Raw genomic sequence first — 20,986 nt, forward strand, 5'->3', positions numbered from 1 at the left:
ATTGTTCGTGTCACTGGACGATGAAAAATGACACGAAATGCAATTTACCATGCCTTTCGTGTCACTTAATACATGAATACCAGTCAGTTAACTCCTCAACAGTGCCTGGACTTTTTCCCTTGTCTTGAAATGCTTTTTAGTGATGCTGTCAACGAAATCCATGCCGTTCTTTTTGGCGAGCTTGGCTGCGAATACATCGACTTTTTTGCTTGCGCCTCTCGGCACGGTGTCCTTCAGTGTCTTATCGAGGTTGGACATCTGTTCCAGGTATTTCGCCCGGGCGATGATGCTGGCTGCTGCGACGGCAAGTGATTTGCTTTCGGCTTTTGTTTCCTGATGGATCTTATCCAGCATGAATGGTTCTGGCACGTATTTGTTATAGGCGTTCAATGTCGTAAACTGGTCGATGACGATCCGGTCCATCTTCTGCTGTTCTGTTTCGTCCAGTTTGCTGTATACATTTTTGATGCAGTGGTCGTGGAGGACTGCTTTCAGCTTGACGATGTTCCAGCCTTCTTCAATCTTTTTATTGTAGGAAGGGTTGTCGAGTACGACAAGTGAATAGGCAACCGTATGGATCAAATCACCGGCGAGCTTTATAACAGTGCTGTTGGACAGGTTCTTTGAATCTTTGACGCCGAGTTCTTTCAATAATTCAATTTTATCTTTCGGTACGTAGGCAGCGCACACGGTCATCGGGCCGAAGTAATCTCCGACGCCTGCTTCATCACTGCCGATAGTGTTATGCTGATCATAGTTCATATCATATAAGTCCTTTATTATTTTCTAATTACTTTACTTGTGAAATCCCTTGCTGATAAGTATAATAAATTAATGATAACACAATTTGTAGACAGTTTGGATAAAGGAGGCAGACACATTATGGCTGAATATAAAAATCGGATTTATGTCGATATCAATGATCAGCAATATACTATTATCGGCAGGGATGAGCCGGAACACATCAGGCATATTGCGAATCTTGTCGACCAGAAGATGAAAGAGATCGGGTCTAAGAGTGCCGGGCTGGATACGACAAGAAAAGCGGTGCTGACGGCGGTAAACGTAATGGATGATTACGTGAAATTGAAACAGAAATATAATGAACTGATTGAAGAACAATCTGACCAGGGACGAGACGTATGACTTTAATAATATTAATTTTACTTATAATTGGAATGATAGTTGGATATAGAAGGGGCTTTGTACTGCAGTTTTTTCATCTGGTCGGTACCATTGCCGCGGTGATTATTGCGGCACTGAACTTTGAGCACCTGGCTTCGAGGCTGGATCTTATACTGCCTTATCCGTCGACGACAGAGACTCTGGCCAATCCAATCTTTCCAGACATAGTAAATGCAGAATATGCATATTATGATATGTCTGCATTTTTTGTAATATTCATAGTGACGAAAATTGTAATCCAATTGATCGTCAGTGCATTTGATTACTTTCAGCAAATACCGGTTTTCGGGATCGTTGGCGAAATCATCGGGGCAATATTAGGTTTATTTGAAATCATATATGTTCTTGTCGTCATTCTTTTCATGCTTTCGATGGTGCCGTTAGAGTTTATCCAAACATCCATACAGGACTCAGGTCTTGCAAAATTCATATTGGAACATACTTTTATCCTCTCCGACAGATTCATGGAGTGGTTACAAATCGAGTCATAGTGATATGGCTCTTTTTTTGGAGGAAATTATGACTAAAAAAGATATAATCAGACTGCTAGAAAACATCGCTGTATATATGGAACTCTCTTTGGAGAACCCGTTTAAAGTGTCCGCCTACCGTAAAGCGGCACAGTCTCTTGAAACGGACCCGAGATCACTATCAGAAATTGATAAATTCGACAATATCAAAGGTATAGGAAAGGGCACCAACGATGTAATCGTCGAATACGTGGAGACCGGCAAATCCTCTGTACTGGATGAGCTTAAAGAAAGCGTGCCGGCGGGACTTGTGCAGATGACCAAAATATCGACGCTCGGCCCGAAGAAAATTGTCAAGATTTATAAAGCGCTTGAAATCGATACTTTGGAAGGGCTGAAGAATGCCTGTGAAAATGAAGAAATCAGCGCACTTCCCGGTTTCGGCAAGAAAACGGAGCAGAACATCAGTAAGGCGATCGATGACATTCTGACAAGACCGGAGCGCTATGCAATCAACCAGGTGCTCCGTTTCAGGGATCTTGTTGAACAGTACCTGGAAGAAAGCGGGCATGTCGTCAGATTCGATGTTGCCGGCAGTGCGCGCCGCATGAAAGAAACGAGCAGGGACATCGACTATATATTGATTGTGGAAGATGTCGAAGGTTTTACGAAAAATATACTTGAACAGGAATTCGTAACGGAGACTGTTGCGAGCGGTGATAAGAAACTGTCCATCATCATTCAGGATGATATGCAGGATATCAATGTCGATTTCAGGTTCGTTACTGAAGAGGAATACTACTCGACACTGCACCATTTTACAGGTTCCAAAGATCACAATGTGAAAATGCGTCAGATTGCAAAGGACCGAAATGAAAAAATCAGTGAGTACGGTGTGGAATCGAACGGTGAAACATTGACATTCGATTCAGAAGAAGCGTTCTATAACCATTTTGAACTGGACTTTATTCCGCCTGCCATGCGGGAAACTGGAGAAGAGACCAATCTCGACATCGGGGAAATTGTGACGCTGGATGATATTAAAGGTGATATCCACATGCACACGGTCTATAGTGACGGTGCGTTCTCGGTCAGGGAGATGGTTGAGGCCTGCATTGAAAAAGGGTATGAATATATCGTCATCACCGATCACTCTAAAAGTCTGCGTGTCGCAAACGGGCTGGATGAAAAAAGGCTGACGGCCCAGATCAAGGAAATCAGACAAATCAATGCAGAATATGATGAAATCGACGTTTATTCAGGCACTGAAATGGACATCTTGAAAGACGGCACACTGGATTATTCCGATGATATGCTGAAAGAACTGGATTATGTCATCGCAGCCATCCACTCGAGCTTCCAGCAGACGGAAGAAGAGATCATGCACCGTCTGGAATGTGCATGCAGAAATCCTTATGTTAGACATATTGCCCATCCGACAGGCAGATTGATCGGTAGACGTGAAGGCTATCCTGTCGACATGGTGCGCCTGATGGAACTCGCACGTGAGACGAATACGGTACTTGAAGTGAACGCCAATCCGATGAGACTGGATATCAATGCTGATGCAATGCGTCATCAGGATATCAAATTGACGGTGAATACGGACGCACACCATACGGATCATCTGGACTTCATGAAATACGGGGTCGCGACACTTCAAAAAGGATTCGTTAAAAAGGATCAGGTCATCAACACGATGACACGTGAAGAATTCCGCGAATATATAAATAAGCAAAAATAGAGGTTTTAGTATGAATGATAGAACATTTAGTACACTGGAATTCGACAAAATACTATCGCAGCTGAAGGAGCATGCTGTCAGTGATAAGACGAAACGGCTGATCAATCCTGAAATGGTTTCGAATGACATCGGAACTGTCAGGCAGATGATTGATGAAGTGGATGACGCGTCCACTATTTTAAGATACAGAAACGTTGAAATGACAGGCATTTCCGATGTCAAGGAGCATGTCAACAGAGCCGTCATCGGCAGTATGCTTGCAATCAGTGATTTCAACGATATAAAAAACCTGCTTTTCAGAAAGCAGTCTTTGAATAAACTCTTCGAGGAATTCATTGAGGATGAAGTGGCGCTTGATGCGATCGGGCATTATATCTTCGGACTGCCTGATATTCACCATTTGTATAAGAAGATAGTCAGCACAGTCGATGATGGGGCGGTGCTTGACCACGCATCAGAAAATCTCCTCCGCATTCGGAAAAAGATCAATTCGGAGGAAGGCAAGATCCGTGAGAAAATGAACGACCTAATCCGCGGCAATCAGCAGCGGAAGCTGAGCGACGGCATCATTACAATGAGGAATAACAGATACGTCGTCCCGGTAAAAATCGAATACCGTTCCGAGTTCAACGGAATTGTCCACGATATGTCACAGAGCGGACAGACAGTCTACATGGAGCCGATGGCAGTTGTTCAGATGACGAACAGAATACAGGGCTTGAGAGACGATGAAGCGCTGGAGATAGAACGCATACTGTATGAACTAAGCGCACGGACTGCAGAAGTCTCTGAAGAACTGACAATGATAGACGATCATCTGCATCATCTGGACATGGTGTTTGCTAAAGCGAAATACGGTACGGCAATCGGTGCGACGAAACCTGAAATCAGTGAGGCAAGAAAAGTTTATCTGCCAGCTGCATTCCACCCGATGATCGACCCGCAAGAAGTCGTCAAAAATGATATCACCATAGATGAAGGATCCCTTGCTGTAATCATCACCGGCCCGAACACCGGCGGTAAAACAGTCATTTTAAAAACAATCGGTCTCGCGCAGCTGATGGCCCAGTCGGGCATCCCCGTACCCGCAAGAGACGGCAGTATCCTGCCAATTTTTAAAAAGATCTACAGTGACATCGGTGATGAGCAGTCCATCGAACAGTCACTCTCCACATTTTCGAGCCATTTGACGAATACGAAAGTCATCATCGATAATGCTGATGATGAAACGCTTGTTCTGCTGGATGAAGTCGGCGCCGGCACAGACCCTGAAGAAGGTGCTGCTCTCGCAATCGGAATCATAGAAGACCTGCTTTCCAAGCAGTCGACACTGATTGCAACGACGCACTACCCGCAGATCAAATCATTCAGCTATACACGTGAAGATGTCATCAATGCAAGTGTTGAATTTGATGTCAATACATTATCGCCGACCTACCGTCTGCTGATGGGCATACCGGGAAGGTCCAACGCATTTGAAATTTCAAACAAGCTCGGGTTATCCCCGTCCATCATCAACAGGGCGAAAGCGCTCGTCAAATCCGATTCAAAAGATGTCAATGACATGATCACTGCATTGGAGAGTCACACGACGAATGCCCGAAAATATGAGGAAGAGACCGAGGAAGCGCTGCAGGAAGCAGAAAGACTTCAGCGTGAACTTCAGAATAATCATGAACAGTATCAGGAGTATAAAGAGAAACTGCATAAAGAAGCACGCAATGAGGCGAACAGAATCATTAAGCAGAGTGAAATAAAAGCCGAAGAAATCATCGATGAACTCAATAAGATGAAGGAAAGCGGCGCTAAAAACATCGAAGAGCATGAAATCATCGAAAGAAGAAAAGGTCTCAGGGACAGTTATTACCAGGAATCACTGAAACAACAGATTGAAAACGAGAAAGTCGAGACATTCAATCCCGGTGACAATGTGGATGTTTTGTCATACGGTCAAAAAGGCGAGATTTTGTCGATAGAAAAAGATGAAGCGATTGTCCAGATGGGCATATTGAAGATGAATATCCCGCTTAAAGAACTCAAAAAGCGGAAGAAAGAAAAAATTTCACGCCCTGTTTCGAGAAGAACAGGCAAGACGGCAGTTAAAAGCAGCCTGGATCTGCGTGGTCAGAGATATGAAGAAGCACTGATCAAGCTGGACCAATATCTGGATCAGGTGCTGCTGAGCAGTTACAGCCAGGTTGAAATCATACACGGTAAAGGTACCGGCGCACTTCAAAAAGGGGTGCAGCAGCATCTTAAACAACATCCTAAAGTGAAGTCCTACAGGATGGGACTGCCAAACGAAGGCGGCTTCGGCGTCACGATTGTTGAAATGAAGTAGGTGAGCACTTGGATAATTTTGATATGCTTAAATTGGCTAAAGTTTTAATAGCAGTGGCAATTGTAATGTTTGTCGCCGGAATATTCTATTTATTGTTTTTAACTTAAAGCAATTCGATTGTGGACAAACTGACAATGAGTTATAATCTATTTATAAACTCGAAATAATGGAGGTATATAAACATGGCATTATATGATGTGAATGATTCGAATTTTAAAGAAGAAGTTGCTAATGGTGTAACTTTGGTTGATTTTTGGGCAACTTGGTGTGGACCATGTAAAATGATCGCTCCAGTACTTGAAGAAGTTGCGGTTGAGGTTGACGGTAAAGCAAACATCGCCAAGCTGGATGTTGATGCCAACGGAGCAACTGCAAGTGAGTATGAAGTGATGAGTATCCCGACTCTCATCCTTTTCAAAGATGGAGAGCCGGTTGACAAAGTTGTCGGCTTCCAGCCGAAAGAACAACTTGTTGCATTGATTGAAAAACACGCTTAAAAATTTAACCGCCTGTAATGGCGGTTTTTTTATATTGTTCAGTTTAAAGAGGGATGACCATGACAGAATTAAAATTGAAACTCTCGGTGCTGCCGACCGAACCCGGCTGTTATCTGATGAAGGATAAGTATGGGGAAATTCTTTATGTCGGCAAGGCCAAAAATTTAAGGAACCGTGTAAGGTCCTACTTTACCGGTGCCCATGATGAAAAGACGATGCGTCTGGTGAGTGAGATTACAGATTTTGATTTCATAGTGACTTCAACAGAAGTGGAGTCGCTCCTTTTGGAATTGAATCTGATTAAAAAACATTATCCGAGATATAATATTCTCCTTAAAGACGACAAAAGTTATCCATTCATCAAAATTACGAAGGAAAAACATCCCCGTCTGCTCGTTACCAGAACGGTAAAACCGTCATCGGGCACATATTTCGGACCGTACCCGAACGCTTACAGTGCCCATGAAACGAAAAAACTGCTCGATCGTATCTATCCGCTCAGAAAATGTAACACGATGCCGGATAAGCTGTGCCTCTACTATCATATCGGCCAATGTCTCGGACCCTGTGTTTATGATGTGGAGCAGGAACAGTATGATGAAATGATTCAGGGTATCACCCGTTTCTTAAATGGTGAGACCGATCAGATCATGCAGGATCTGAAAGACAAGATGGAGACCGCCTCGGAAGCGCTAGAGTTTGAAAAGGCGAAAGAATACCGGGACTTGAGAGGTCACATTGAAAATACGATGATGAAGCAGAAGATGATGACGGCGGATATGACTTCCAGAGATGTTTTCGGCTACAGTGTTTCGAAAGGGTGGATGTCCATTTCGGTACTGCTGATCAGAAACGGCAACCTGATAGAGAAAAAAGCGGAATTGTTCCCGATACAGGATGATATCGAAGAAGAATTTTACAGATATATCGTTCAGTTTTATGACCTGAAATCCAGCCTGCTGCCAAAAGAAGTCCATATCCCGAAGGAATTCAATAAAGATATCATATCCGAAGTGATTGAGTCGAAAGTATTCCAGCCTAAGCGTGGCGCAAAAAAGGAAATGATAGAACTGGCTGTTAAAAATGCGAAAATCGCTATAGACAATAAGTTCGACATTATTGAGCGTGACGAGCGGCGCACGGTCAAGGCAATTGAAGCGCTTGGTGAAGCGCTGGACATAGAGACGCCGATCCGCATAGAAGCTTTTGACAACTCGAATATTCAGGGTGTGGATCCCGTCAGTGTGATGGTGTCTTTCATCGACGGCAAGCCAAGTAAGAAAAATTACAGGAAATATAAGATTAAAACCGTTGAAGATATTGATGACTATGCATCGATGGCAGAAGCTGTCAGAAGAAGATACACAAGAGTGCTGAAAGAAAAACTGCCTCTTCCGAATCTGATCATCGTCGACGGTGCACTTGGCCATATGAATACGGTCAAAAGTGTGCTGCTGGATGAAATGTCATTGGATATTCCTGTGGCAGGGCTCGCGAAAAACGATAAACACCAGACAGCTGAGCTGTTGTTCGGAGACAATGGGGAGATTGTGCCGATGAAGAAAAACTCCCAGAGCTTTTATCTGCTGCAGCGCATTCAGGATGAAGTCCACAGGTTTGCGATCAGTTTCCACAGAAGTATCAGGAGCAAATCACAGGCCGTGTCCGTACTCGATAATATCGAGGGGGTCGGTCCGAAAAGAAAGCAGAAACTGTTGAAACACTTTGGTTCGATAAAAAGAATGAAGGATAAAGAAGTGAATGATTTCATAGAAATCGGAATTCCCAAAAATGTTGCGGAACATATTCTTGAGGGTATAAAGTAACTTTACATGATTAAATTTTCACAATCTTTGAAAAGCATTACGATTACACGTCAAAGTGCCTTGATTTATAGTATCCTTAGGCGTAAAATAGACATTGTGAAAATGTAACTTATAGTAGAGTTAGGGGGGAATTCAAGTGTCGAAACAAGATTCAAGTTTTTTAATACGCCGAATTCACTCGTTGCTTGGTGTTATTCCTCTGGGTGTCTTTTTAGTACAGCACCTGGTGGTTAACCACTTTGCAACTAGAGGAGAGGAAGCATTCAACACGGCGGCCGGTTTTATGGCTAATTTACCATTCGTAATATTCCTGGAGATTTTTGTTATCTATATACCGATCTTATTCCATGGTATTTATGGTATTTACATAGCTTTTACAGCCAATTACAAGTACGGCTATCCGAGTACGTTCCGCAACATCAGCTTTTTGCTGCAGAGAATTTCAGGTGTGCTGGCTTTTATTTTCATAGCCATCCACGTCTATCAGACAAGAGTACAGGTGTTCCTTGGTCATGATCTGGACTTTGACCTTGTCGCGGATATTGTAGCTAATCCGTTATGGCTGGTATTCTACATTGTGGGTATTCTTGCAACCGTATACCATTTTGCGAACGGTCTATGGAGCTTCATGATCACATGGGGCATTACACAGTCTGACAGAGCACAGAAATACATGGGTTATGCATCACTTCTTGTATTTGTTGTAGTGAGTGTCATCGGAATCCAGGCAATATTAGCGTTTATATAATTAGAGGAGTGTAAAACATGGCGAACAATAAAATCATCGTTGTCGGCGGTGGGTTAGCCGGCCTTATGGCGACGATCAAAGCAGCAGAAACAGGAGCCGAAGTGGATTTGTTTTCAATCGTACCTGTGAAAAGGTCTCACTCTGTATGTGCCCAGGGCGGTATAAATGGAGCAGTCAACACAAAAGGTGAGGGCGATTCAACTGCTATACATTTTGACGATACGGTTTACGGCGGTGACTTTCTGGCAAACCAGCCCCCGGTAAAAGCAATGACTGACGCGGCGCCGGAAATCATTCACCTGCTGGACCGTATGGGTGTTACGTTTAACAGGACGCCGGAAGGTCTTCTTGATTTCAGACGTTTTGGCGGTACCCTGTACCATAGAACTGCATATGCCGGTGCAACAACGGGGCAGCAGCTCTTGTACGCACTTGATGAGCAGGTGCGTAAATATGAAGTTGATGGTCTTGTGAATAAGTTTGAAGGATGGGAGTTCCTCGGTGTGGTTCTGGATGATGAGGGTAAATCTCGCGGTATCACTGCCCAGAAGATCGACAGCGGCGAGATTGAAACTTTCAAATCCGATGCTGTTATCATGGCGACAGGCGGACCGGGCATCATCTTCGGTAAATCGACTAACTCTATGATCAATACAGGTTCAGCGGCATCAATCGTCTACCAGCAGGGTGCGATTTATGCGAACGGTGAATTCATTCAGATTCACCCGACTGCAATCCCGGGAGATGACAAACTCCGTCTGATGAGTGAATCAGCCCGTGGTGAAGGCGGAAGAATCTGGACATATAAAGACGGCAAGCCCTGGTATTTCCTTGAAGAGAAATATCCGGACTACGGCAACCTGGTTCCCCGCGATATCGCAACACGTGAAATATTCGATGTGTGTGTGAATCAGAAACTGGGTATCAACGGCGAGAACATGGTCTACCTTGACCTGTCACATAAAGATCCGCACGAACTGGATGTCAAGCTTGGCGGCATCATCGAAATTTATGAGAAGTTTACAGGTGACGATCCTCGTAAAGTGCCGATGAAAATCTTCCCGGCAGTACACTACTCAATGGGCGGTCTCTATGTAGACTTCGACCAGATGACAAACGTACCCGGACTGTTTGCTTCAGGTGAATGTGACTACTCACAGCATGGCGGCAACCGTCTCGGCGCGAACTCTCTGCTTTCTGCCATCTACGGCGGTATGGTTGCAGGACCTAAGGCAATCGACTATGTCAAAGAACTTGATAAATCTTATGAAGATCTTGATGAGTCAATATATGAGAGAGCCAAAAAGACTGAAGAAGACAAATTCAATAACATCCTGAATATGGACGGCGAAGAGAATGCCTACGTCATCCATAAAGAGCTTGGCGAGCTTATGACGGACAACGTGACTGTTGTCAGGCATAATGACCGTCTTGAAGAAACAGATAAGAAAATAGTCGAGTTGATGGAACGTTATAAAAACATCAACATCAATGATACGAAGAAGTGGAGTAACCAGGCGGCGTTCTTTACGAGGCAGCTGTGGAATATGCTGGTACTTGCGCGTGTCATCACTATCGGTGCACTCAACCGTAACGAATCACGCGGCGCCCACTACAAACCTGATTTCCCTGAGCGTAATGACGACGAGTGGCTGAAAACTACGAAAGCTTATTTCGAAGGGGAACTGGAAGCACCAAGATTTGAATATGAGGATGTAGATGTAAGCTTGATTCCGCCGCGTAAACGTGACTACACTTCAAAATCTAAAGGAGGTGCCAATAAATAATGGCTGATAATAAAGTAATCAAAATAAATATAAAACGTCAGGAAAACCCTGAGTCCAGCCCTTATTGGGAAGAATTCGAAGTCGGATACAGAGAGAATATGAACGTGATCAGTGCACTGATGGAAATTCAGAGAAACCCTGTGAATGCCAAAGGTGATAAAACAACACCGGTAACATGGGATATGAATTGTCTGGAAGAGGTGTGCGGTGCCTGTTCGATGGTGATCAACGGTACAGCAAGACAATCTTGTACAGCACTTATCGACCAGTTCGAGCAGCCGATCAAACTTGAACCTATGTCAACGTTCCCAATCGTCAAAGACCTGCAGGTTGACCGTTCATTCATGTTCGACAACTTGAAGCGTGTTCAGGCATGGGTGCCGATCGACGGTACTCACGATCTGGGTCCAGGACCAAGAATGCCTGAGAAAAAACGTCAGACTGCATATGAACTTTCCAAATGTATGACTTGCGGTGTGTGTCTGGAAGTTTGTCCGAACGTCAATGACAAATCAAGCTTCATGGGTGCAGCAGCAATTTCACAAGTGAGATTGTTCAACCTTCACCCGACAGGCAGCATGAACAAAAACGAACGTCTCGACGCTCTTATGGGTGTCGGCGGTGTCGCTGAATGCGGCATGGCACAAAACTGTGTGGAAGCCTGCCCGCAGGGCATCCCGCTCACTACATCCATTGCTGCAATGCAGAGAGAAACAACATTCCACATGTTCAAGTCCTTCTTCGGAAGTGACCACCAGGTGGATTAATCGATATATATTTAGGAAGAGCTCATGCTCTTCCTATTTTTTTATGTCGATTTACGATATAATTAATACAAAAATGATAGTAGGGACTGGAATTTATGTCAGATAAAGATTTAATCATCTCAATAGAAAAATCTATCAGGTATATTTCAGTACATGTCAGAGCGCATGGCCGTGAAATATTAAAGGAGTATGAAATCTCTCCGCCGCAATTTGTCGCATTGCAATGGGTAGGAGATAAAGAGGGCATCACCATCGGTGAACTGTCCAACAGAATGTATCTTGCACATTCCACAACAACAGATATAGTGGACAAATTGGAAAAATTAAATCTGGTAAAGAGGTATAAATCTGAGAAGGACAAACGACTCGTACTCGTCAAGATGGAAAAGACGGGTAAAGAAATCATCAATAAGGTGATCAATAAACGGATTTCCTATATTCGTGATATCACCGCCCACCTGGATGAAAAAGAACTCGATCTGTTACCTGAAATACTGGAATCAATCCTGAGAGAAAGTGAAAAAAACACTCATGGATAAACCAATCGGTGTCATGGATTCGGGTGTCGGCGGCATGACTGTGGTCAAAGAAATCGTCAGACAGCTTCCGCATGAAAAAATTCTTTACTTCGGTGATATTTCGAGATGTCCGTATGGTGAGAAAAGCCAGGAAGAGGTCAGGGATTATACTGTTCAGATTGCCGATTATCTGGTAGGCAAAGGGATTAAAATGCTTGTCATCGCCTGTAATACCGCCACAGCCGCAGCACTCGAAATATTAAAGGAACGTCTGGATATTCCTGTACTTGGAGTGATTCAGCCGGGGGCGAGAAGTGCGATTCAAAACAGCAGAAACAAGAAGGTGCTGGTGCTGGCAACATCCGGTACAGTTAAATCAAATGCGTACAGTGACGCCATCATAGGCATCAACAGCGGTTTTTCAGTGTCCAGCCTGGCCTGCCCAAAATTTGTGCCGCTAGTTGAACAGCTGAGATATAAGGATGATGTTGTGTCAGGAATCATCATCCATCAATCATTGAAAAAACACAGGCATACCGATGCGGACACGATCATTCTCGGCTGTACACATTATCCACTTTTGAAAGCGGATATAAGGAACTATTTCAACAATGAAAAGAAAGTGATTGACTCCGGGTATGAGACTGCCCGTGAAACGAGCACGATTCTGAATTACAACAATTTACTCAGGACATCCGGGGAGAGTATCGTGCACACGATACTGATCAACGGTGACAGCAGCCGCTTCGAATATGTCCTCCGGGACTGGCTGCCTGAACTGGAGTATAAGATCCAAGAAATTGAATTGTAGGTGTAATAATGTCTGGAAAAATAGTAATTGCAACAGGGAATAAAGGAAAGATAAATGATTTCAAAGCAGTATTCACAGATTATGAAGTCGTCGGCATTAAGGAAATGCTGTCGGATTTCGAAGTGGAGGAAACAGCGGATACTTTCGGCGGCAACGCAATATTGAAGGCTGAGGCAGCATCCGAAGCGCTCGGTCTGCCTGTCATCAGCGATGATTCTGGATTATCTGTAAACGCATTGGAAGGTGCGCCGGGTGTTTATTCTGCAAGATATTCAGGTGTTAACGCAACGGATGAGAGTAATAATGCCAAACTGCTTGAAGCGCTGGAAGGCGTTACGGAAAGAAGCGCCCATTTTACATGTGTCATCGCGCTCAGTGTTCCGGGTGAAGAGACACGAACCTATACAGGTGTATTGGAAGGTGAGATTCTGACCGAACCGTTCGGAACTTATGGTTTTGGATATGATCCATTGTTTAGGACTTCCGAGGGAATATATCTCGGCATGATTAACAGCGGGGAAAAAGGGAAAATAAGTCATAGAAGCAAAGCGTTGAAAGAACTGATGAAAGATAAGGAAGTCTTTGAAAAATTAACTTCAAATTAAAAGGAGAATTTTAATGAAAGTTTTAATTGTGAGTGACAATCATGGGGAAGATGAAATCGTTCAAAGTGCATTGGACCATAATCCCGGAGACTTGAATATCCATCTTGGGGACAGCGAATTCACATTTGACAATCCTGAGCTCGAAAAATTCAACAAAGTGAGAGGCAATGTGGATGATGACAGCAGGTTCCCTGTGGAAGCGCATGATGAAGAATCAAATATTTTCCTGACGCACGGGCATCTCTATAACATTAAGGGCGACCGTGAAGTCCTCAGTGACAGGGCACTTGAATTCGAAGCGAAATATGCATTATACGGCCATTCGCATATTGCACTCGCTGAGAATGTCAATGGTGTATTCTGTATCAACCCGGGAAGCATCTCGCTCCCGAAAGGTGAATGGGAAGCGAGCTATTGTGTACTCGATACCGAAAAAGATACAGTGCAGTATTTCAACAGAGCGCATGAAAAATTTGAAGAGGTCAATCTGTTGGATCTTTAAAGAGAGAAGGGGGAGATAACAAAATGTTATTTCCCTTTTTCATTCAATCAGACGGGTCAGGAACATCATGGCAGTCAGGAATATCAGACTGACTGTGAAAATGTTCAATGAGATCTGTTTTTTCGTGTACAGTATGACGATGATAATGATGAAAAGGCCGCATAAGATTGAAAATAATACGGCATTCATATTAAAAGAAGTGTAACGCATCGTCAAATACAGTAATGCGATGATTATAAAATATGTAGATAAAAAGATATTGATTGTCTGTTTCATCGTATCCCCCTTTATATTGTGACAGGAGTGGTATTATCAGTATATTATATTTCGATGATGACTGTATAATGTGTAACACATTTGCAAAGTGGATAGTTAAACTCGACCGGCGCGAAAAAATATATTTCGCATCGATAAAAGAACTTGAAGATATTTTACCAAAGGATATAGATTCAGTGGTTTATTATTCGGATGATCTTTATATCAGGAGTGATGCGGTGATCGAAGTGCTGAATGATGCGACTCGCACAAAAATATTCAGTGCTTTCAAAGTGATTCCTGTATGTTTCAGAAACCGTCTGTATAAATTCATTGCCGGAAACAGACACCGCCTGAACAGGGGAGATGCATGCGAAATCAATTCGAAAGTGAGAAAGAGAATTATTTCATCATAAGAAAGTAAGTGAAGACAATGATAAAAATCAATATAGATGAGGATACGGAATTGCGTGAACTGACCCAGCGAGACCGCAAAATGATTTACGATGTGGTCAACTACAACAGGGTTTATCTGAAAAGATGGCTGCCCTGGCTGGATTATACGAAAAGTTCCCACAGCTATGTGACCATGATAAAATCATGGCAGCAGAATATTGAACTTGGCACGGGAATGGAACTTGGTCTGTTCTACAATAATGAGTTTGTAGGAATGTGCGGGTTCACCTCAATCGATTCGAATTCGAGAAGAGGGCAGATCGGCTACTGGATCAGCAAAGATTTCGAAGGCCACGGTCTGATGAGAAAAAGCGTCGAGGCAATCATTTCTCATGGGTTTGATGTATTGAGACTGAACCGTATAGAAATCGTATCCGGTGTGAACAATTTAAGAAGCCGTAAAATACCTGAATCACTCAATTTCACTAAAGAAGGTGTCATGAAGGAATATGAATTCCTGTATGACCACTATCATGACTGCATCTTATACCGTATGCTTAGGAGCGAATGGCACTCTCAAGATGTTTAGACGTCGTTGAACAGTGGTATTGACTGTTAAACATTATATGAGAGGTGTTAAATATGAGTGACGAAAGCAGAAAAGAACAGACAAAAGGTAATTTAAAAGAGACAGTCGGCAACGTAACCGGAGATAAAGAATTGGAATCAGAAGGTAAAAAAGATAAAAATTCCGGAAAAGCTAAAGAATTTGTCGAGAATGCAAAAGATAAGGCAAACGAAACCATCGATAAGTTTACAAAAGATGATAAAAACCGTTAATGTGAGATAAACATTGGGCCACTGAAAGCAGTTCGGGTTTCAGTGGCCTTTTGCTGTATGCAGAGGATTAATGGCCGGACTCAGGACTTTATTCGCATATCTTCACAAATAAATAAAACTGCTTACCGGATTCGGAAGCAGTTTTCATCATTTAAGCGTCCCGGGAGGGGTTCGAACCCCCGACCTATGGCTTAGGAGGCCATTGCTCTATCCAGCTGAGCTACCGGGACAAAAAAGCCCCAGTAAACCGTTGTTTACCAGGGTATGTAAATTTAGAAATATATTCCGTAGCGTCCCGAGAGGGATTCGAACCCCCGACCGATGCCTTAGAAGGGCATTGCTCTATCCAGCTGAGCTATCGAGACTTAATTAAGAACAAATTCAATTATAATCAATGTGAAGGGTATAAGTCAATTATTATTTTAAAATTAATAATGTGAAATTACATTATATTTACGAACTTTACAATTTGTTATAAAAAGTTTATTGTCTTATTTGATTTACAAGTAAATAAACGTTTTATAGAATGAGATGTGAGCGAAATAAAAATTAGGAGAAAGATCATGAGTAAATTTGATGAACAGATTCTAGTAGTACCAAGAGAACAATTATTCAATTCTGAAGAGCATGCCTTTAATGGTTTTATCGGAAAAGAAGATCCGCGCTATCAGGCCATCGTGGATACTTTTAAAAATTTTGATGTAAAACGCCGCGGTGATATGGAAGAAGATTCTTCATATAAGCAGCTGATCAGCTACGTCATCATTTCTACTGCTGATGATAAGGAAACTTTAGTTTATGAAAGACTCGGAGGCGGCGGGGAAGAAAGGCTGCATGGTCTGCTGTCAATCGGTGTCGGCGGTCATATGAACGACATACCGGAAGTGACGGATATAAATGAAAAGCTGTCCATCAACGCTAAGCGCGAGCTTGAAGAGGAAGTGGGCTTAGCAGGTGAAGATGTAAATGACATAGAAATCATGGGACTGATCAACGACGATGATAATGATGTCGGTCTTGTACACATCGGTCTGGTATTGAAAGTTTCCGTTAGTAAGGACAGTGTCTCTAATATGGAGGCGGACACTCTGGCCCTGAAATGGAAGGATAATAATGAACTGTCAGATCTTTCACCTTACGAATCCTGGAGTGAATTGATCATTCGTGATGCTTATGGCAGATAAAATTACAACGCATCAGCGATTTTTAAAGAAAGCTGAAAAAGATCTGGTTCAATTGTTCAAGGACAGTGAGTTCAAGACTTTTACAGAACGATATTATCATTATATCGGCATGGGCACCGCCGATATCCGACTGGAAGAAATGTTCTATGAGTCACTTGATGCGCTAGGTGAATATGAAAAAGTGACGGATTATGCACTGATGAAGCTGAATGAAGGAGGCGGAGATTATGAAATGCATATGCTTGAACTGCTTAAAGCCCTGATCCAGCAGGAAAGGTACTATGAAGTCATCAATTTCTCCGACCATCTTATGGAGGAGAACATTCCCCAGGGTTTCAGAATCGATGTCGCCGGGCTTCGCCATCAGGCGAAGAAATCAATTGATGAAAAAAGGCGCGATAGTGCAGATCTGACGGAAGACAAGAAATCGGATGAGCCCGACACAGCAGATATAGATCTGGATAATATGAGCCATCAGGCAATACTGAGGATGTTCAGTACTTTTGCAGATGAAAAAAATGATAAGTATGAAGATTTTGTACTGGATGCACTCCAAAAGATCAATGATAAAGACATCGTCACCTTCATGCTCCTTTATTTGAAGGAGATAGGGTATGACAGCAAGGTTAAGCATTATAAATTCGGACAGGCGGTGGAAGTCAATCCGAGCGAACTGCCGGTGCTTGAGGAAGTGACGCTGATCAATGAAGTGGAGCCAGAAGTGCTGGATGTGCTGGAATCACAGGCGCCGCAGATTGTCAGTGAAGCGACGCTTCTGATGACGAGCCATGCGATTTTCAACTATCCTAAACCTTTGGATTTCAGTTCAGATGAAATGATAGAAGGTTATCTGGAATATATCCTCGATCTGTTGAATGTGGACCATTCATACAGCGCCGATGACCGGGTTTATGAGTGGATCGTAGAAATGGAACAGATCGTCACTTCGACAAAAACCTAAATATAAGTCAATTGTTGGATAAGGAAAAGTAGTATGTTATACTAAAAAAGTTATGAAAAATTGTATTAACGGAGGAATTTATACTATGTCTCACAAATGGGAAAAACAAGAAGGAAATGAAGGTCTTCTGACGGTAACAGTACCTGCGGAGGAATTCAATCAAGCATTGGATGAAGCATTCGTCAAAGTATCGAAGGATGTTTCACTTCCAGGATTCAGAAAAGGAAAAATTCCACGTCAAATGTTTGAAAAAAGATTTGGTGTTGAATCCCTGTACCAGGATGCATTGGATATCGTACTTTCACCAAACTATGCCAAAGCTGTTGAAGAAGAAGGTATTACTCCAGTTGATCAGCCTGAAGTAGATATTGTAGAAGTTGAAAAAGGAAAAGATCTTATTTTTACAGCTAAAGTCACTGTGGAGCCGGAAGCAAAACTGGGCGAATACAAAGGACTTGAAGGCACTAAACTTTCAACAGAAGTTACAGACCATGACATTGAACATGAAATCGGTCATATGCTTGAAAATCATACAGAAATGGTCATCAAAGATGACGGCGAGATTGAAAACGGCGATACAGTCAACCTCGACTTCGACGGTTATCTTGACGGAGAGCAGTTCGAAGGCGGAAAAGCTGAGGAATTCGATCTTGAAGTCGGTTCCGGTTCATTCATCGGCGGTTTCGAAGAGCAGCTTGTCGGCCTTAAAGTAGGCGACGAGAAAGATGTAGAAGTTACTTTCCCTGAAGATTATCAGGCGGAAGAGCTGGCTGGAAAACCTGCAGTGTTCAAAGTCAAAATCAACTCCATCAAAGTGAAAGAGACTCCTGAGCTGGATGATGAGCTTGTAAAAGAGCTTGACCAGGGCGTTGAGACTGTAGATGAGCTGAAAGCCAAACTTGAAAAAGACTTGAAAGAAGCGAAAGAAAACCAGTCTGATGTAGCATTGAAAGAAGAACTTCTTACAAAAGCAAGCGACAATGCTGAAATTGATGTTCCGGAAGCAATGGTAAACTCTGAACTTGACAGAATGCTTCAGGAATTCGAACAGAACTTATCACAACAGGGTATCAATCTTGAAATGTACCAGCAGTTATCCGGTCAGGATGAAAATGCACTCCGTGAAACAATGAAGGAAGATGCAGAAAAGCGTGTCAGAACAAATATCACGCTGAAGCAGATTGCAGCAGATGAAAATATTGAAGTTGCAGATGAAGATCTTGATAAAGAGCTTGAGAAAATGAGTGAACAGTTCGGTATCGGAGTTGAAGACATCAAATCAACTTTAGGCGACCTGTCAATGCTTGAGCAGGATATCAAAGTTCAAAAAGCATTGGATGTACTTGTTGACAATGCAAAAATCGTTGAAGGAACTGAAGAAGAAAAAACTGAAGCAGATTCAGAAGAATCAACAGAAGAAAAATAAATCGGTTTGATGATCAATAGCTCTGCGGCCGACCGGCTGCAGAGCTATTGGTATCAATGATGGTGAGTTAATTCGTTGATTTAGGCATTAACTTCTAGTATAGTTTACGACAATGATAAAAGAGGTGTTAATATGATTAAATTTAATGAAGATGACACAAACTTGACTTGTTCTTTCTGTGGTAAGGATCAGGAGCAGGTTAAAAAACTGATCGCAGGCAGCGGCGTTTACATTTGTAACGAATGTATCGAGTTGTGTTATGAAATTATTGAAGAAGAACTGAAAACTGAACATAAAGCTATCTTTACTGAATTACCAAAACCTCAGGAAATACTTGAATCCCTGAATGATTATGTAATCGGACAGGATGATGCAAAGCGTGCGTTGAGTGTGGCGGTTTATAACCATTATAAACGTATTAACCAGGAAAGCAGCGATGACGATGTAGAGATATCCAAAAGTAATATCGCTCTGATCGGCCCGACCGGCAGCGGTAAAACATTGCTCGCACAGACTTTGGCAAGGACACTTGACGTTCCATTTGCGATTGCGGATGCGACAAGTCTGACAGAAGCCGGCTATGTCGGCGATGATGTAGAGAATATCCTTCTCCGTCTGATCCAGGCTGCCGATTTTGATGTAGAACGTGCGGAACAGGGCATCATCTACGTCGATGAGATTGATAAGATTGCACGTAAAAGTGAAAACACATCAATTACAAGAGATGTTTCAGGTGAAGGTGTCCAGCAGGCTCTGCTCAAGATTTTGGAAGGCACGACTGCAAGCGTACCGCCACAGGGCGGCAGAAAGCACCCTAACCAGGAATCCATCCAAATAGATACAAAAAACATACTGTTTGTACTCGGCGGTGCATTCGACGGTATGGATGAAATCATCAAGCGCAGAATCGGAGAGAAAATCATCGGCTTCGGCGGACCGGCAACATCTGCAGAAGATAAAGATGCGCTTCTGTCAAAAGTACGCCCGGATGACCTTCAGAGCTATGGCCTGATTCCAGAGTTCATCGGACGTGTGCCGATCATCAGCCACCTGGGCGAACTGGATGTTGACGCGCTCAATTCCATTCTTACAGAACCTAAAAACGCCCTCGTCAAACAGTATCAGAAAATGCTCGCGATCGATGAAGTTGAATTGGAATTTGAAGAAGATGCATTGAACGCAATCAGTGAGCTCGCAATCGAAAGAAAAACAGGCGCCCGTGGACTCCGTTCAATCATAGAAGAACGTATGGTGGACATCATGTTCAGCGTGCCTTCAAATGATGATATCAAAAAAGTCAAAATTACCAGAGAAACGATAGTGGATGAAAGTGAACCACTGCTTTACGATAAAGATGGTAAAGAAATCTCTCTCAATCGTAAAAGTGCATAACCTATAAAGCTGTCTGGATTCAGACAGCTTTTTTTATAAGGAGTATATAAGTATGAAATTGAAAATAAACCCCAATAACGTGGAGTTCATGATTTCAGCGATGGATGTTTCCCAGTATCCAGGTGAAAACAAAAATGAAATCGCGCTGAGCGGCCGTTCAAATGTCGGTAAATCTTCATTTATAAACGCGGTTGTCGGCCGTAAAAATATTGCGAGAACGTCATCAAAACCCGGTAAAACGGTAAACCTGAATTTTTATAATGTCGACGATCAGTTCCTCATGGTGGATGTTCCAGGCTACGGCTATGCAAAACAGTCCAAAAAGGACAGGCAGAAATGGGGAGAGCTGATTGAATCCTACCTTACTGAGCGGGAGGAATTGCAGGTTGTCGTCCAGCTGATCGACCTTCGTCATAAACCGACAGGGGATGATGTTTTAATGTATGATTTCCTAAAGCATCTTGATCTTCCTGTAATCGTTATCTGCACCAAATCGGATAAGATTGCGAAAAGTAAAATAGATAAACATTTGAAAATAGTCAGGGAAACCATGGAAGTCGAACCGGAAGATATTGTCATCGATTTTTCATCGGTGGACAAGAAAAATCTGCCGAAAGTCCATGAAGCATTAAGTAAATTTGTCTAGGCTGGTACATTTATGATTTCCGGCCGATTTCAACCGTGTTATGTAGATATAGCATGGTTTTTTTGTTACAATTAGAATTATTATT

General features: G+C 42.8%; 23 protein-coding genes and 2 tRNA genes. 21 read left to right on the forward strand and 4 right to left on the reverse strand.

What is annotated here, in order from left to right:
* Positions 1–87: 87 nt before the first annotated feature.
* Positions 88–762 (reverse strand): ribonuclease HIII, encoded by a 675-nt coding sequence (gene rnhC / locus BLR15_RS09825; protein ID WP_092987039.1) that lies wholly within the window; start codon positions 760–762, stop codon positions 88–90.
* Positions 763–882: 120 nt separating this feature from the next.
* Here rnhC and zapA point away from each other — a divergent pair, with 120 nt between their 5' ends.
* The 13 genes from zapA to BLR15_RS09890 all read left to right on the forward strand — a co-directional run bounded on the left by zapA (position 883) and on the right by BLR15_RS09890 (position 13,801).
* Positions 883–1,146 (forward strand): cell division protein ZapA, encoded by a 264-nt coding sequence (zapA, locus tag BLR15_RS09830; protein WP_092987041.1) that lies wholly within the window; start codon positions 883–885, stop codon positions 1,144–1,146.
* Positions 1,143–1,676: a CvpA family protein gene (locus BLR15_RS09835; protein WP_092987043.1), complete on the forward strand. Its 534-nt coding sequence runs from the start codon at positions 1,143–1,145 to the stop codon at positions 1,674–1,676. The genes zapA and BLR15_RS09835 overlap by 4 nt, the downstream gene beginning before the upstream one ends.
* A gap of 28 nt (positions 1,677–1,704) precedes the next feature.
* Positions 1,705–3,399, forward strand: coding sequence for a DNA polymerase/3'-5' exonuclease PolX (polX, locus tag BLR15_RS09840; RefSeq protein WP_092987045.1), 1,695 nt, complete (start codon positions 1,705–1,707; stop codon positions 3,397–3,399).
* A gap of 10 nt (positions 3,400–3,409) precedes the next feature.
* Entirely contained in the window at positions 3,410–5,740 is a 2,331-nt protein-coding gene (locus BLR15_RS09845; protein WP_092987047.1) for an endonuclease MutS2, read from the forward strand.
* Between the two features lie 182 nt (positions 5,741–5,922).
* Complete coding sequence (gene trxA / locus BLR15_RS09850) at positions 5,923–6,237, forward strand: thioredoxin (RefSeq protein WP_052256148.1); 315 nt, start codon at positions 5,923–5,925, stop codon at positions 6,235–6,237.
* A 59-nt stretch (positions 6,238–6,296) separates the two neighbouring features.
* Positions 6,297–8,063: an excinuclease ABC subunit UvrC gene (gene uvrC / locus BLR15_RS09855; RefSeq protein WP_092987049.1), complete on the forward strand. Its 1,767-nt coding sequence runs from the start codon at positions 6,297–6,299 to the stop codon at positions 8,061–8,063.
* A 136-nt stretch (positions 8,064–8,199) separates the two neighbouring features.
* Positions 8,200–8,811, forward strand: a complete 612-nt coding sequence (locus tag BLR15_RS09860; protein ID WP_092987051.1) for a succinate dehydrogenase cytochrome b558 subunit — start codon at positions 8,200–8,202, stop codon at positions 8,809–8,811.
* Positions 8,812–8,828: 17 nt separating this feature from the next.
* A complete protein-coding gene (gene sdhA, locus BLR15_RS09865) occupies positions 8,829–10,598 on the forward strand; it encodes a succinate dehydrogenase flavoprotein subunit (protein WP_092987053.1) in 1,770 nt (589 codons plus the stop codon).
* On the forward strand, positions 10,598–11,365 hold the full coding sequence (sdhB, locus tag BLR15_RS09870) for a succinate dehydrogenase iron-sulfur subunit (protein ID WP_092987054.1): 768 nt from the start codon (positions 10,598–10,600) through the stop codon (positions 11,363–11,365). Before sdhA ends, sdhB begins: the two co-directional genes overlap by 1 nt.
* Positions 11,366–11,460: 95 nt before the next feature.
* Positions 11,461–11,904, forward strand: coding sequence for a MarR family winged helix-turn-helix transcriptional regulator (locus BLR15_RS09875; protein WP_092987055.1), 444 nt, complete (start codon positions 11,461–11,463; stop codon positions 11,902–11,904).
* Positions 11,897–12,694, forward strand: a complete 798-nt coding sequence (gene racE / locus BLR15_RS09880) for a glutamate racemase (RefSeq protein WP_092987056.1) — start codon at positions 11,897–11,899, stop codon at positions 12,692–12,694. The genes BLR15_RS09875 and racE overlap by 8 nt, the downstream gene beginning before the upstream one ends.
* Before the next feature lie 8 nt (positions 12,695–12,702).
* The gene (gene rdgB, locus BLR15_RS09885) at positions 12,703–13,299 is read left to right on the forward strand and encodes an RdgB/HAM1 family non-canonical purine NTP pyrophosphatase (RefSeq protein WP_092987057.1); all 597 of its coding nucleotides are present in this window, start codon (positions 12,703–12,705) and stop codon (positions 13,297–13,299) included.
* A gap of 13 nt (positions 13,300–13,312) precedes the next feature.
* On the forward strand, positions 13,313–13,801 hold the full coding sequence (locus tag BLR15_RS09890; RefSeq protein WP_092987058.1) for a YfcE family phosphodiesterase: 489 nt from the start codon (positions 13,313–13,315) through the stop codon (positions 13,799–13,801).
* A gap of 39 nt (positions 13,802–13,840) precedes the next feature.
* Here BLR15_RS09890 and BLR15_RS09895 read toward each other — a convergent pair whose 3' ends face one another.
* A complete protein-coding gene (locus tag BLR15_RS09895) occupies positions 13,841–14,077 on the reverse strand; it encodes a hypothetical protein (protein ID WP_092987059.1) in 237 nt (78 codons plus the stop codon).
* Here BLR15_RS09895 and BLR15_RS09900 point away from each other — a divergent pair.
* The 3 genes from BLR15_RS09900 to BLR15_RS09910 are packed head-to-tail and all read left to right on the forward strand — an operon-like array spanning position 14,065 to position 15,292.
* Complete coding sequence (locus BLR15_RS09900; RefSeq protein WP_281182381.1) at positions 14,065–14,472, forward strand: thiol-disulfide oxidoreductase DCC family protein; 408 nt, start codon at positions 14,065–14,067, stop codon at positions 14,470–14,472. The genes BLR15_RS09895 and BLR15_RS09900 overlap by 13 nt on opposite strands.
* 17 nt (positions 14,473–14,489) lie before the next feature.
* A complete protein-coding gene (locus BLR15_RS09905; RefSeq protein WP_092987060.1) occupies positions 14,490–15,041 on the forward strand; it encodes a GNAT family N-acetyltransferase in 552 nt (183 codons plus the stop codon).
* Positions 15,042–15,094: 53 nt separating this feature from the next.
* Positions 15,095–15,292, forward strand: coding sequence for a CsbD family protein (locus BLR15_RS09910; protein ID WP_092987061.1), 198 nt, complete (start codon positions 15,095–15,097; stop codon positions 15,290–15,292).
* Between the two features lie 156 nt (positions 15,293–15,448).
* Here BLR15_RS09910 and BLR15_RS09915 read toward each other — a convergent pair.
* Positions 15,449–15,522: transfer RNA gene (locus BLR15_RS09915), tRNA-Arg, on the reverse strand.
* A 61-nt stretch (positions 15,523–15,583) separates the two neighbouring features.
* Positions 15,584–15,657: transfer RNA gene (locus BLR15_RS09920), tRNA-Arg, on the reverse strand.
* A gap of 198 nt (positions 15,658–15,855) precedes the next feature.
* Between BLR15_RS09920 and BLR15_RS09925 the strand changes: the two genes are divergently transcribed.
* The 5 genes from BLR15_RS09925 to yihA all read left to right on the forward strand — a co-directional run bounded on the left by BLR15_RS09925 (position 15,856) and on the right by yihA (position 20,901).
* Positions 15,856–16,476, forward strand: a complete 621-nt coding sequence (locus BLR15_RS09925) for a DNA mismatch repair protein MutT (protein ID WP_092987062.1) — start codon at positions 15,856–15,858, stop codon at positions 16,474–16,476.
* Complete coding sequence (locus BLR15_RS09930) at positions 16,466–17,437, forward strand: hypothetical protein (RefSeq protein WP_143003957.1); 972 nt, start codon at positions 16,466–16,468, stop codon at positions 17,435–17,437. Before BLR15_RS09925 ends, BLR15_RS09930 begins: the two co-directional genes overlap by 11 nt.
* Positions 17,438–17,522: 85 nt before the next feature.
* Entirely contained in the window at positions 17,523–18,863 is a 1,341-nt protein-coding gene (gene tig / locus BLR15_RS09935) for a trigger factor (RefSeq protein ID WP_092987064.1), read from the forward strand.
* Between the two features lie 132 nt (positions 18,864–18,995).
* Positions 18,996–20,255: an ATP-dependent Clp protease ATP-binding subunit ClpX gene (gene clpX, locus BLR15_RS09940; RefSeq protein WP_092987065.1), complete on the forward strand. Its 1,260-nt coding sequence runs from the start codon at positions 18,996–18,998 to the stop codon at positions 20,253–20,255.
* A gap of 58 nt (positions 20,256–20,313) precedes the next feature.
* Positions 20,314–20,901 (forward strand): ribosome biogenesis GTP-binding protein YihA/YsxC, encoded by a 588-nt coding sequence (gene yihA, locus BLR15_RS09945; RefSeq protein WP_092987076.1) that lies wholly within the window; start codon positions 20,314–20,316, stop codon positions 20,899–20,901.
* Positions 20,902–20,986 lie beyond the last annotated feature (85 nt).

The sequence above is a fragment of the Lacicoccus qingdaonensis genome (genome assembly GCF_900101075.1).
Taxonomy (GTDB): Bacteria; Bacillota; Bacilli; order Staphylococcales; family Salinicoccaceae; genus Lacicoccus; species Lacicoccus qingdaonensis.

What these genes read in the sequence shown, in the direction of transcription:
- rnhC (WP_092987039.1), bottom strand. Translation starts at nt 762, where the DNA reads ATGAACTATGATCAGCATAACACTATCGGCAGTGATGAAGCAGGCGTC.
- zapA (WP_092987041.1), top strand. Translation starts at nt 883, where the DNA reads ATGGCTGAATATAAAAATCGGATTTATGTCGATATCAATGATCAGCAA.
- BLR15_RS09835 (WP_092987043.1), top strand. Translation starts at nt 1,143, where the DNA reads ATGACTTTAATAATATTAATTTTACTTATAATTGGAATGATAGTTGGA.
- polX (WP_092987045.1), top strand. Translation starts at nt 1,705, where the DNA reads ATGACTAAAAAAGATATAATCAGACTGCTAGAAAACATCGCTGTATAT.
- BLR15_RS09845 (WP_092987047.1), top strand. Translation starts at nt 3,410, where the DNA reads ATGAATGATAGAACATTTAGTACACTGGAATTCGACAAAATACTATCG.
- trxA (WP_052256148.1), top strand. Translation starts at nt 5,923, where the DNA reads ATGGCATTATATGATGTGAATGATTCGAATTTTAAAGAAGAAGTTGCT.
- uvrC (WP_092987049.1), top strand. Translation starts at nt 6,297, where the DNA reads ATGACAGAATTAAAATTGAAACTCTCGGTGCTGCCGACCGAACCCGGC.
- sdhA (WP_092987053.1), top strand. Translation starts at nt 8,829, where the DNA reads ATGGCGAACAATAAAATCATCGTTGTCGGCGGTGGGTTAGCCGGCCTT.
- sdhB (WP_092987054.1), top strand. Translation starts at nt 10,598, where the DNA reads ATGGCTGATAATAAAGTAATCAAAATAAATATAAAACGTCAGGAAAAC.
- BLR15_RS09875 (WP_092987055.1), top strand. Translation starts at nt 11,461, where the DNA reads ATGTCAGATAAAGATTTAATCATCTCAATAGAAAAATCTATCAGGTAT.
- racE (WP_092987056.1), top strand. Translation starts at nt 11,897, where the DNA reads ATGGATAAACCAATCGGTGTCATGGATTCGGGTGTCGGCGGCATGACT.
- rdgB (WP_092987057.1), top strand. Translation starts at nt 12,703, where the DNA reads ATGTCTGGAAAAATAGTAATTGCAACAGGGAATAAAGGAAAGATAAAT.
- BLR15_RS09890 (WP_092987058.1), top strand. Translation starts at nt 13,313, where the DNA reads ATGAAAGTTTTAATTGTGAGTGACAATCATGGGGAAGATGAAATCGTT.
- BLR15_RS09895 (WP_092987059.1), bottom strand. Translation starts at nt 14,077, where the DNA reads ATGAAACAGACAATCAATATCTTTTTATCTACATATTTTATAATCATC.
- BLR15_RS09905 (WP_092987060.1), top strand. Translation starts at nt 14,490, where the DNA reads ATGATAAAAATCAATATAGATGAGGATACGGAATTGCGTGAACTGACC.
- BLR15_RS09910 (WP_092987061.1), top strand. Translation starts at nt 15,095, where the DNA reads ATGAGTGACGAAAGCAGAAAAGAACAGACAAAAGGTAATTTAAAAGAG.
- BLR15_RS09925 (WP_092987062.1), top strand. Translation starts at nt 15,856, where the DNA reads ATGAGTAAATTTGATGAACAGATTCTAGTAGTACCAAGAGAACAATTA.
- BLR15_RS09930 (WP_143003957.1), top strand. Translation starts at nt 16,466, where the DNA reads ATGGCAGATAAAATTACAACGCATCAGCGATTTTTAAAGAAAGCTGAA.
- tig (WP_092987064.1), top strand. Translation starts at nt 17,523, where the DNA reads ATGTCTCACAAATGGGAAAAACAAGAAGGAAATGAAGGTCTTCTGACG.
- clpX (WP_092987065.1), top strand. Translation starts at nt 18,996, where the DNA reads ATGATTAAATTTAATGAAGATGACACAAACTTGACTTGTTCTTTCTGT.